Genomic DNA, 11,410 nt, shown 5'->3' with positions numbered 1-11,410 from the left:
TACTTGTGTAAGCTCCGGGGGACTCGCTCAGTTGCCGCCTTCCTGCAACTCGAACTACTTAGGATATAGAAACTCGCAAATCAATAGCCACAGTAAAAAGAATGCCTACCAACCTGCTATTTTGGCACAGCCTGACTTAGAATAAATCCTCTTGGCCTGTAATCATCGCCAAATGCCGGTTTTTCAGCCAAAAGGTCCCTATATTTATGCTTTTCACCTTAAAAAAATTTGTTGGCGGCTTATTAATGCCACTGCCTTTGCTGCTCATCATCATGGGGTTGGCATTAATCTTATTGTGGTTTACCCGCTGGCAGAAAAGTGGCAAAACGCTTTTTGCGTTAAGTTGGCTGGTATTATTGCTTATTAGCCTGCAACCTGTCGCTGACCGCCTGCTATTGCCACTCGAAAAGCCCTACGCGACTTATCAGGGAAACGACCCGGTAGATTACATTGTTGTGCTTGGCGGCGGCTACACGTTTAATCCGAATTGGGCACCAAGCGCCAATTTATTCGCAAATAGCCTGCCAAGGGTCACCGAGGGTGTCAGGTTATATCGCGCACATCCTAGTGCAAAAATGGTCTTTACCGGCAGTGCGGGGCCAAACAAACAAAGCAGTGCAGCAACAGCAGCACAGGTGGCAGAAAGCTTAGGTGTTCCGGTGGCGGATATTATTGCGTTGGAACAACCGAAAGATACCGTTGAAGAAGCCGCTGCGGTGGCTGCTCTGGTGGGGGATAAACCCTTTCTGCTGGTCACCTCGGCAAACCATCTACCCCGAGCGATTAAATTTTTTACCGCCATTGGGTTACATCCTATCCCCGCGCCGGCTAATCAGCTAGCCATTACCACACCATTACATAGCTGGGAGCGCGCTATTCCAGCGGCAGCCTGGTTAGGCCACGCTGAGCGCGCATGGTATGAAACATTGGGGCTGTTGTGGCAAAAATTAAGCGGGGATAGCAAGGATGAATAATTTTGCTGTTAATAACTCATTGTCACCCGCCAATATCCAATAGATTTCGAGATGCAGGAAGGCGGCAAGGGAAAAAATCCCGATGAGCTTACTTATTTTTTAAGGTCAAGACCAGTAAGTGATTCGGCTTATTGAGCGCAGCCAACACACCTGCAACTTGAAAGATGAAGGCTATTAATCTAGCCAAGGGAGAAGTTGCCTGGCGGCATTATCAAACAACAAGCGATCCAAACTCCCGGTATGAATAAAGCGGGCCACCAACTCCCATAGGGTATAGAGCCAGCGGCGAGCAACAAAGGATTCAGAAACCGGTGCTTTATTGAGATAACGGTAGAATAACTGGCTCGGCATACCCTCTTCGCTGAGACGGAACAAGTCATACTCCCGTGGTGCCCACAACATCGGGCCAGGATTAAGCATCGCCAACAACTGGTCGCTGCGCGCATCCTTTAGCATACTGCGCAGAGTTAAATTACCGTGTACCAGCACTGAGCTATCATCGAAATCGGTAAAAAGTGCCGTTAATGATGCCTTTGCACGGTAAAGTACCGCGCGATCTTCCAATGTCATGACCGGTGAATTCATATTAGACAGTGTGACCCACAGCACTTCGACGCGCTGCTGATACCAACTGAACCAATCATTTTCCTGAGTGCTATCAACATTGCCCACACAACCATGGCTATCAATACGATGCCAGGCCAGCACACCTTCAACTATCTGATCCATCAAAGCATCCCAGCGTTCCCCCGTCCGAGTGGGTGCTTCCACCGAAACGCCACGTAAGCGCTCCATCAACAGAATTTCTTTATACGGGGATTGATGGGTCATCACCAGCCCGTACACAGTCGGTACGCGGATATCACCTTCTCTAGCCAGCATGGACAGTTTATAGGCTTCTTGTTGTGCAATGCCCTGACAAACATAGCTCTTCGCCAACAACGGGATAGCCTGCCCCTGCTGGTTATACATCGCATACAGGTGGGCATAGGGCTGCTCGCTGATACGTTCAAGGCGGGTGATAGACTCCCCTAGCACCACACTTAATTCAGCTTTCAGTTGTTCCATTATGCTCAGTCCAATTATCTGGCGAAATTGATGGTTCATAATGGGATGGCGGGCGGGATATTTCCAGAATGCAGATCAAGTATTATTCATAATAAAAATCAAACCATCAGATACAGCGTAAAAATGCCAGGCCCGATCGCACCTGGCACCAACCGTTCTGTGCCCGTAATGGTTACTGATGAAGCATGATAGCGCGCACCCGATCCAGATCAGCCTGAGTATCAACCCCAACTGTTGGTATCGCTTTTGCTACCGCGACGTGGATCTTTTCGCCATACCACAGCACACGAAGTTGCTCTAATAGCTCGATTTGTTCGAGTTTGCTCGGTGCCCAGTTAACATAGCGGCGGATAAAGCCGGCACGATAAGCATAGATACCAATATGGCGTAAGAAACAATCACCGATAGTCTCTTTTGACTGAGCAAAACGCTCTCTTTCCCACGGGATTGCCGCGCGGGAGAAATAGAGCGCGTAGCCTTGCTGATCCATCACCACTTTCACAGCATTAGGGTTAAATGCTTCTTCGCTACTTTCAATCGGTACCGCTAATGTTGCCATGCCAGCGCTACAAGCGGCCAGGTTATCAGCCACCTGACGGATAATTACCGGGGGTATCAGAGGTTCGTCCCCTTGAACATTCACGATAATATCGTCATCTGAAAAACCATAATATTCAATGACTTCAGCCAAACGTTCGGTACCAGACTGATGGTCGGCACGGGTCATACACACCTCGCCACCGGCAGCCTCAACAGCTTTCATCACCTCAGGATGATCCGTTGCTACTATCACCCGTGCGGCACCTGATGCCTTTGCTCGTTCCATCACATGAACCACCATCGGTTTGCCCGCAATATCAGCCAATGGCTTGCCGGGTAAACGGGTTGAGGCATAACGAGCGGGAATTATAGCGATGAAACTCATGCGTGCTTCTCATTAATTGACAGTGGGCGGGCTTCATTCTCCAACAATACCGGAATGCCATCGCGCACCGGGTAAGCCAGATTGTCAGCTTTACATACCAATTCAAGGTTTTCTTTATTGAAATACAACTTACCGTTGCAGACCGGACAGGCAACGATTTCGAGTAAGCGGTGGTCCATACATCCTCCAGAATGGAGTTTAGCCAGCGGGAAAGTGCTCGAGGATACCATATCTGCTGATGCAGGTTAACTGTGCCGATGCTGCCAGTGATATCAGCGATTAATAACAAGCAGTTATGTTAATTAGCAACCACACAAGTAAATATAGATAGCAATTTCGTGGGATAAATGCTGGTTTTGTTATTGATATGTTGAATGGCGAGGAGTAGAATTTTGTGACTCACATCACACAAATAGACCTATCGAGTAAGAAATGAAAGTATTCCATAAAATTATTGCGCTGTTTGCTAACTTCAGCAACTAAGCCGCATAAAAACAAATAGAAGCACCTGCAAAAGCGCCCGGCGACAAAGCAACCTGTCGAATAGAGGCCAAAAATACCCCAGGGTATAAATACAAACGGCTACCAAAAGGTAGCCGTTTGCTTAGAAAACGAGTTATTCGTCGTTTACTTAGAAAGCGATCACATCTGCTGCTGACGGCCCGTGAATACTACGATAAGTAGAGAATTCAACGTCCTGCCCTTCGCTCAGTGATTTATTTTTGGTGTTGGCGATAGCCGTCTTGCTGACATACACATCCAAACTACCATCGTGTGGTGAAATGAAACCGTAACCTTCTGATTGGTTGAACCATTTCACGCGACCCATTTTTAACGTCATAATAAATTTCCTTTTACTGGGCATCCTAACAACTCATTTTTATTTATTGTTTAGATGCAGTTGCCCATCCTAAAGTTTTCTGATTAAACCTCTATGAGCTTGATTTTATGAAAAAACCCGCATAAGTGCGGGCTTTAGAATTTTGCTATCCAGATCGATGATTAGCACATCGGCATCATCACTTTCTAAGATAATCTAAACATTCTTTCTCTTAAATTACAGAGCAACAACGTTTGCAGCAGCCGGCCCGCGCGGGCTGTCTTGGATGGTATACTCAACACGCTGGCCTTCAGCCAAGGTTTTGAAACCATCAGTTGCGATCGCGGAGAAGTGAACAAACACATCTTTACCGCCATCATGCTGTTCAATAAAACCAAAACCTTTGCTTTCGTTGAACCACTTAACCTGACCTGTCTTCTTAGACATAAACTTCACCTTCAACTTCTTCTTTCAAATAACATTAAATCTGCCATAAGGCACTCGCGCTATGAGTAATAGCGGGCCTGTATCAGAACATTACTTATGGGAGTTACTATCAGAGATACTGGAAGGTTCGTCTTTGGATCGGCATCAACAAGATAACGTCTGGGAGGAACTGCTTTACTTTAGTCTCGAACACTCTTACACATAAATAGGTCTGTAGCACAGGCCAGCGGCTATTAACTCATAAAACACCACGCTACGCAACTATTTTATCTGGGGAGATAGATCAGTAAATAGCATCAATGAGATGCCACGCAGAAAAAACCAATATTCTCCACTGCTTACCCCATTAATTATCGATATCAATCTAGACTAAAAACTGAATAAGCATGAAGGAGCTATCCGATTATGACTCACCCGCCGTTCGTCCATCCCGATGAGATTCGCGCCAGATTCTCCAGTGCCATGTCGGATATGTATCAGGATGAAGTACCGCTATACAGTGCTTTGCTAGAACTGGTTGCTGATATCAACAAGCAAACCATGAGTCAGCAACCGGAACTGACCCGCCATTTGCGTCAAACTGGAGAGATTGAACGCCTCGACATGGAGCGACACGGTGCAATCCGAGTGGGAACCGCCGCTGAACTTGCTACCCTGCGCCGACTGTTTGCGGTGATGGGCATGGTACCTGTTGGCTATTATGACCTGGCGCCAGCAGGCGTTCCGGTTCACTCGACGGCATTCCGCGCGATACATGAAACGTCGCTACAAACCTGCCCCTTTAGAATTTTCACCTCATTATTGCGCCTTGAATTAATTGAGCAGCCAGAGTTGCGGCAACAAGCGGCCGATATTCTGGCAAAAAGAGTGATATTTACCCCACGGGCTATCGAATTAATTACTCAGCATGAAACTTCCGGCGGGCTGACCAGCAATGAAGCTGATGACTTTATTACTCAGTCATTAGAGACATTCCGCTGGCATAATCAAGCAACGGTAAGTGCTGATGTTTACCAACAACTGCACGACCAGCATCGTTTAATTGCCGATGTGGTGGCTTTCAAAGGACCACATATTAACCACCTAACCCCACGGACGTTGAATATCGATGCCGTACAAATGGCGATGCCAGCACATCAGATTCCCCCCAAAGCGGTAATCGAAGGGCCACCTCCGAGCCGCTGCCCGATATTATTACGGCAAACCAGCTTTAAGGCCCTTGAGGAGGACGTTTCATTTTTCGCAACAGATGGGCAAATCATTCAAGGGCATCACACCGCACGTTTTGGTGAAATAGAACAACGGGGGGCAGCGCTGACAGCGAAGGGCCGTAATCTCTATGATAACCTGCTACAAGCGGCACAAGATCAATTACAGGTTCCCGCAAATGAAAAAAATGCCCCGCAATACATGGCAATTCTCAATGAGAAATTTAGCCAATTCCCAGATAATTACCCGACAATGCGCGCTGAAAAACTCGCTTTCTTCCGCTATTTTCCTACTGAGAAAGGCCTCAGTACGCCTACTGTGTCAATGCAAGATCTGACACTAGACGAATTGATTGACGGTGAATTTATCCAATATGAACCTTTAGTTTATGAAGATTTTCTCCCCGTCAGTGCCGCAGGTATTTTTCAATCAAATTTAGGGGATAAAGGTCACAGTCAATTTGCAGGGCACTCCAGCAAGCAGGATTTCCAGCGGGCGCTGGGGGCTACGGTAATTGATGAACTACAGCTATATGAGGAAACCCAGCAGCGCTCGATTATGGCGTGCGCGACAGCCCTTAAGCTAACACTACTGAGTCTATAAAGTTGGTCTACCTGGTGTGGCGCGATAATGCCTGAATGTTTAATAGCAATTGTTCAGCTTGATCCGGCGGTAACTGTGCATCTACTGGCAGGTACCACCAATTAGGCTGAGCAAAAGCCCGGCATTTTACTGCATCTTTCTCAGTCATTAATAATGTTTGCGGGCCACTCGTTAGCGGACTAAGTTGTGCTAATGAATAATCCTGATGGTCAGCAAAAGCATACTCACTCTTAGGTTCAATCCCCAGCATATTCAGTGTGGCGAAGAACCGAGGAGGATGACCAATACCCGCCATAGCAACGACATGCTGGAGTTGCTGTGCGGGCAACCGCTCACCGGTAACCAGATTGACCGCCTGCCGCGCCACCAACTGCATCGGTATTTCACCAGTAGCTGCAATGCCACCATTGGTGATGACCGCATCCACTGAGTGCAAGCGCCCCGCCCGTTCACGCATCGGACCTGCCGGTAGCCACCAGCCATTACCGAAGCGGCGTACACCATCGATCACCACCAGCTCAAAATCACGCTGTAGCGCGTAATGCTGCAATCCATCATCGGTGATGATGAAGTCCAGTGCATGGGCATTTAGTAGTGCCTTAATGGCGTCTGAGCGCTTTGGCGAGACCGCCACCGGTGCCTGAGTACGTTGGTGTATCAGCACTGGCTCATCACCCGCCTGCGCCGTGGACGTCGCATTGGATAGCAGTAGCGGATACACATCAGACTTACCACCGTAACCACGAGACACCACCCCAACACGGTAACCCCGTAGTTGTAGCTGTTCCACCAGCCAGATTACGACGGGTGTCTTGCCATTACCGCCAGCAGTAAGATTGCCGACAATAATCACCGGAACCGGTGAACGCCACGCGGTGCGCCAACCAAGAGAGTAACTGGCCCGGATAAGCGCGGTGACCGCACCATATAACCAGGATAGCGGCAGCAGGAGCAAATACAGCCAAGACTGCCCAGACCAGATACGCTCAATCATTGGCCAAACTGCATACGGTTAAGTTGCGCATATGCACCATGCTTCGCTAGCAACTCGGCATGCACACCACGTTCAACGATGCGGCCCTCTTCAATGACCAAAATTTCATCGGCTTTTTCAATTGTGGATAAGCGATGGGCAATAACCAGTGAAGTCCGGTTTTTCTGCAATTCATCCAATGCAGCCTGAATCGCCCGTTCAGATTCAGTATCCAGCGCTGAGGTAGCTTCATCCAGAATCAGTATCGGGCAATCGCGCAATAACGCACGAGCGATAGCGATACGCTGACGCTGCCCACCTGAGAGCATCACACCGTTCTCGCCAATAACGGTATCGAGGCCAAATTCCATTTTATTGATAAAGTCCATGGCATATGCCATTCGGGCGGCTTCTTCGATTTCAGCGCGGCTATAGTGCTCATCACGGGCATAAGCGATATTATTGGCAACCGTATCATTGAACAGGTGAACGTTTTGCGACACCAATGCGACTTGGTTTCGCAAAGCACCAAGCCGGTACTCACGCAGATCGTGCCCATCCATCAAGATACTGCCTTCGCTGACATCATAGAAACGGGTCAGCAAATTGGCGATAGTTGACTTACCGGAGCCTGAACGCCCTACCAATGCCACGGTTTTACCCGCTTCAATGTGTATGTTGATATCATTCAGCGCTGGGGTATCTTTACCTGGATAGTAGAAAGTCACATGGCGGAACTCTATATCGCCTTTTGCCCGTTCAACTTCGAGTTTCCCCTCGTCTTTTTCCTGCTCCATATCCAGAATAGTAAATAGCGTCTGACAAGCTGCCATTCCGCGCTGGAACTGTGCATTCACATTGGTAAGAGACTTCAACGGGCGCATCAGAGCAATCATTGCCGAGAACACCACGGTGATAGTACCGGCTGTCAGGGTTTCCATAACACTTGGGAAACTGGCCGCATACAACACAAATGCCAACGCAAATGAGGCAATCAACTGAATGATGGGGTCAGAAATGGAAGAAGCAGAGACCAGCTTCATCCCCTGCTGACGCATGCGATTACTGACGGTATCAAAGCGCTCGGTTTCAACTTTCTGGCCACCAAAGATCAACACCTCTTTGTGCCCTTTCAGCATTTGCTCTGCACTGGTGGTAACTTCCCCCATGGTGCTTTGCATGTTCTTGCTGATATTACGAAAACGCTTAGAGACCAATCGGATAGAAACAGAAACAATCGGTGCGATGACGATTAAAATCAGCGATAACTGCCAACTGTAATAAAACATCATAATAAACAAACCGATAATAGAGGCCCCTTCACGCACCACGGTAACCAGTGCGCCAGAAGATGATGCCGCTACCTGTTCAGAATCATAGGTAATACGGGACAACAACGTGCCAGTCGATTGCTGATCAAAGAAGGATACCGGCATCCCCATCATATGGCTGAACAAGCGGCGACGGATGAACATCACGACTTGACCAGAGACCCATGAGATACAATAGCTAGAAATAAAGCCGGTTATTCCACGAACCACCATCAAGCCGATAACAGCCAATGGCATCCATTTTAAAATTGAGCTATTCGCTTTACCAAAACCATCATCGAGCAACGGTTTCAGCAACGACAGCATAAACGTGTCACTGGCAGCATTAAGGATTAATGCTATCGCCGCGACAACAAGACCGGTCTTATAAGGAGAGATCATTGGCCAGAGGCGACGGAACGTCTGCCATGTGGATAGATCTTTATCATTCATCATGCAAATACCAGCACCAGAAGAAATAGCGGCCCATTCTACTCATTATGGCCTCCAACGCCAAACCGCTGGTGATACCAACGTGGCATTATTTGTTCCCGATAGCCCTTAATTTGCCAACTATCGCTGTAAAAATACACAGTTAGTTGCCCAGATACCGAGGTATCACGCCAAATAATGCTATTTTTTTGATAGCGTTTAATCACTTTTTTAGCAGGCAGGTGCCATTGGTTATAGCGTGCGGCAGAAGCAAAAGCCAATTCTGGCTTCACTGCCCGCAAAAATGGGCCGGTAGAAGAAGTGTTACTGCCATGGTGAGGAACTTGCAGCAATGTTGAGGCTAGTTTAGCTCGATGATTTTTAACTAACAACCGTTCCCCCTGCGTTTCAAGGTCGCCCGTCAGTAACAAACTCTGTTGACCATCATCAATGCGAATGACACATGAGTCATTATTTTGGGCATTAATCACCTGAGTTCTTGGCCACAAAACCTCAAAATTCAAACCTTGCCATTGCCATTTTACCCCTTGCTGACAGGGCAAATCGGCTATCAGGCCAGTTAGGGAGAAAGGTGCGCGGACTTTCGCCTGCGGGAATGCTGCCTTTAATTCTGCTAGCCCCCCGGTGTGATCAAGGTGGTCATGGCTGAGAATAATTTGCTCAACCACAATACCCCGCCAGCGCAAATACGGGAGAATAACCGTGGCTGCCATGCTGCCAGTGCGCCAACGATTGCCCGTATCAAAGATAATTGCTTTCCCTGCGCGTTCTATCACTATTGCCAGACCGTGCCCAATATCCAGCATATCAACGCGCCAGCGATAATCATCACGCCGCTGAGTGAATAACACCAAATTGACACACAGCACTATCACCCCAATCGGATAGCTTCGCCACCACTGAAAACGCCAAATAAGTATTGCCAACCACCCCGCATAAGCTACAACAACGGATGCTGACCCGGTATGTAACCAACCGGCTTTTAAGTGATTGAGTGGCCAAAGTGCCGCGCTAAGCGATATATCAGCCAAGAACCAAAACAGGCCAGCCACGGTAGGTAATGGTATGCAGGCCAAGGCCAACAATACGCAGGGCACAGTAAGCAGGGATACGATGGGCACCGCCCACAAATTTGCAGGGATAGCAAACAAGCTGACGCCATGAAATAGGCCTATCTGTAGTGGCATCAATAGTAGCATCATGCCAAATTGCAAATGGAACCAGCGGCTAGTCAGCCCAAGCCATCCTCGCCTAAAACGCAGTACAATTGGCACCCAATGAAACCAGCATATCAGACTGAATACTGCCAGACAGGAGAGCCAGAAACTGTCTGACAGCACCGCCAATGGTTCACTGAGTAATATTAGCGCCAACACCCAGAGCCACACTTGCCAGCCGCTGCATAAAACGCCAAACAGCCTCAGCAGTAACCATAGGGTTAATGCTATAGCCGCCCTCATTGCCGGTGGATTTGCACCCGCCAACCAAACATAAACCATTGCTACAAACCAGCCGATCAACAGCGGAAACACTGGCCCTACCCAACGGACAGGTAGAAAGAACTGGCTCCCACGAGCCAGTATCCCGCCAAACAGCGCCGCCAGCCCGATGTGCAAACCCGATATCGCCATCAGGTGCGCCGTTCCGGTATTACGAAAAAGCGCCCACTGGCGTGTATCCAACTGTTCTCTTTCACCAAAAGCCAGAGCTAGCAGTATCTGCCGCTGATCATACTGCTGTAGTTGCTGTTCAATAATACTGATGACCCGCTGGCGGAGATTACAGCGGGCATCACGCAATTCAGCCTTAATCACTCGCCCTTGCAATGGACGCTGATTGGCTATAGCCCAGCGCTGGCTGTCAAAACCCCCTTCATTGAGTAAGCTATGCACCGCCCGCATTCGTAGCCTCAACACCCATTGCTGCCCGGCACAATGGCGTTCAAGCTTCTCCGGCCACTTTACGGATACTGCAATCGGCGGAAATACCCTTTGCCCATTAACTTGCTGAATGCCCAACAAGACCTTATTCCCTTCTCCCGAGGTCAGATAGGCGTTATTTATGGTTGCAATAACTCGCAGCTCACCTTGAGTTAACGCCTCAATTTGCATTAATACGCTATTTCCGTGCCAACTTCCCCACGCGAAACTGATAATAACCAATGCCGCACATTGCCAGTATATAAGGCCGCTTAACCACAGCAGCACCCCCAACACTAGCAACCCTACAATGATGAAAGTTCCCGGTAACTGAGGTAGAAAAATAAGGGGTAAGACGCCAATGACAATAGCTACCGCAGCATGATCGATTGATAAAGTGATAAGAAACCATCCATTGTCTTACTGCCGGATAGCCTCATTGCCATCCGCTTACCTCATCGTGAATATGCTGATTTTCTACATCAAAGGGCAGTACAGCCAGTACATAAAGTGGAAGTTCAGGGCGGCTTCGCAAACAGTCTTAGCTTGTTGCATTGATAACAACACCTTTGCGGAATGTATCGAAAATGAAGCTGAACTTATTACAGGTAAAAGGGAGTGAAGATAGAGATAGAGATAGAGATAGAGATAGAGATAGAGATAGATGAGGGTATATGAATAAGTGAATAACCAATATTTAATCTATTTG

The 11,410-nt window shown here is 48.2% G+C and carries 10 protein-coding genes; 2 read left to right on the top strand and 8 right to left on the bottom strand.

What is annotated here, in order from left to right; all coding sequences use genetic code 11:
• Window positions 1–206 precede the first annotated feature (206 nt).
• Window positions 207–974 (top strand): envelope biogenesis factor ElyC, encoded by a 768-nt coding sequence (gene elyC, locus A6J67_RS11950; RefSeq protein ID WP_005184653.1) that lies wholly within the window; start codon window positions 207–209, stop codon window positions 972–974.
• A gap of 174 nt (window positions 975–1,148) precedes the next feature.
• Here elyC and A6J67_RS11940 read toward each other — a convergent pair whose 3' ends face one another.
• The 5 genes from A6J67_RS11940 to A6J67_RS11920 all read right to left on the bottom strand — a co-directional run bounded on the left by A6J67_RS11940 (window position 1,149) and on the right by A6J67_RS11920 (window position 4,234).
• Window positions 1,149–2,042 carry a YcbJ family phosphotransferase gene (locus tag A6J67_RS11940; protein WP_032906223.1) on the bottom strand — a complete coding sequence of 298 codons (894 nt, stop codon included), beginning with the start codon at window positions 2,040–2,042 and terminating at the stop codon, window positions 1,149–1,151.
• A 172-nt stretch (window positions 2,043–2,214) separates the two neighbouring features.
• Window positions 2,215–2,967 (bottom strand): 3-deoxy-manno-octulosonate cytidylyltransferase, encoded by a 753-nt coding sequence (gene kdsB / locus A6J67_RS11935; protein ID WP_032906169.1) that lies wholly within the window; start codon window positions 2,965–2,967, stop codon window positions 2,215–2,217.
• On the bottom strand, window positions 2,964–3,146 hold the full coding sequence (locus A6J67_RS11930; RefSeq protein WP_005184660.1) for a Trm112 family protein: 183 nt from the start codon (window positions 3,144–3,146) through the stop codon (window positions 2,964–2,966). Before A6J67_RS11930 ends, kdsB begins: the two co-directional genes overlap by 4 nt.
• Window positions 3,147–3,598: 452 nt before the next feature.
• Complete coding sequence (locus tag A6J67_RS11925) at window positions 3,599–3,808, bottom strand: cold-shock protein (protein ID WP_005159937.1); 210 nt, start codon at window positions 3,806–3,808, stop codon at window positions 3,599–3,601.
• 216 nt (window positions 3,809–4,024) lie between these two features.
• Window positions 4,025–4,234 carry a cold shock domain-containing protein gene (locus tag A6J67_RS11920; protein ID WP_032906172.1) on the bottom strand — a complete coding sequence of 70 codons (210 nt, stop codon included), beginning with the start codon at window positions 4,232–4,234 and terminating at the stop codon, window positions 4,025–4,027.
• A gap of 405 nt (window positions 4,235–4,639) precedes the next feature.
• Between A6J67_RS11920 and A6J67_RS11915 the strand changes: the two genes are divergently transcribed.
• Window positions 4,640–6,046 carry a VOC family protein gene (locus A6J67_RS11915; protein ID WP_050297090.1) on the top strand — a complete coding sequence of 469 codons (1,407 nt, stop codon included), beginning with the start codon at window positions 4,640–4,642 and terminating at the stop codon, window positions 6,044–6,046.
• Between the two features lie 7 nt (window positions 6,047–6,053).
• On the opposite strand, the gene lpxK is transcribed toward A6J67_RS11915, so the two are convergent.
• The 3 genes from lpxK to A6J67_RS11900 are packed head-to-tail and all read right to left on the bottom strand — an operon-like array spanning window position 6,054 to window position 11,103.
• Window positions 6,054–7,040: a tetraacyldisaccharide 4'-kinase gene (gene lpxK / locus A6J67_RS11910; RefSeq protein WP_032906174.1), complete on the bottom strand. Its 987-nt coding sequence runs from the start codon at window positions 7,038–7,040 to the stop codon at window positions 6,054–6,056.
• Window positions 7,037–8,785 (bottom strand): lipid A ABC transporter ATP-binding protein/permease MsbA, encoded by a 1,749-nt coding sequence (msbA, locus tag A6J67_RS11905; protein WP_005184668.1) that lies wholly within the window; start codon window positions 8,783–8,785, stop codon window positions 7,037–7,039. The genes lpxK and msbA overlap by 4 nt, the downstream gene beginning before the upstream one ends.
• A gap of 35 nt (window positions 8,786–8,820) precedes the next feature.
• Window positions 8,821–11,103, bottom strand: a complete 2,283-nt coding sequence (locus A6J67_RS11900) for a ComEC family protein (RefSeq protein WP_080608174.1) — start codon at window positions 11,101–11,103, stop codon at window positions 8,821–8,823.
• Between the last annotated feature and the right edge of the window lie 307 nt (window positions 11,104–11,410).

The sequence above is a fragment of the Yersinia sp. FDAARGOS_228 genome (genome assembly GCF_002073315.2).
Lineage (GTDB): Bacteria > Pseudomonadota > Gammaproteobacteria > Enterobacterales > Enterobacteriaceae > Yersinia > Yersinia intermedia.
This window is presented reverse-complemented; position numbering and strand designations above follow the sequence as displayed.

Excerpts from the sequence above, each read along its gene's own strand:
- elyC (WP_005184653.1), top strand. The coding sequence starts at position 207 with ATGCTTTTCACCTTAAAAAAATTTGTTGGCGGCTTATTAATGCCACTG.
- A6J67_RS11940 (WP_032906223.1), bottom strand. The coding sequence starts at position 2,042 with ATGGAACAACTGAAAGCTGAATTAAGTGTGGTGCTAGGGGAGTCTATC.
- kdsB (WP_032906169.1), bottom strand. The coding sequence starts at position 2,967 with ATGAGTTTCATCGCTATAATTCCCGCTCGTTATGCCTCAACCCGTTTA.
- A6J67_RS11930 (WP_005184660.1), bottom strand. The coding sequence starts at position 3,146 with ATGGACCACCGCTTACTCGAAATCGTTGCCTGTCCGGTCTGCAACGGT.
- A6J67_RS11925 (WP_005159937.1), bottom strand. The coding sequence starts at position 3,808 with ATGACGTTAAAAATGGGTCGCGTGAAATGGTTCAACCAATCAGAAGGT.
- A6J67_RS11920 (WP_032906172.1), bottom strand. The coding sequence starts at position 4,234 with ATGTCTAAGAAGACAGGTCAGGTTAAGTGGTTCAACGAAAGCAAAGGT.
- A6J67_RS11915 (WP_050297090.1), top strand. The coding sequence starts at position 4,640 with ATGACTCACCCGCCGTTCGTCCATCCCGATGAGATTCGCGCCAGATTC.
- lpxK (WP_032906174.1), bottom strand. The coding sequence starts at position 7,040 with ATGATTGAGCGTATCTGGTCTGGGCAGTCTTGGCTGTATTTGCTCCTG.
- msbA (WP_005184668.1), bottom strand. The coding sequence starts at position 8,785 with ATGATGAATGATAAAGATCTATCCACATGGCAGACGTTCCGTCGCCTC.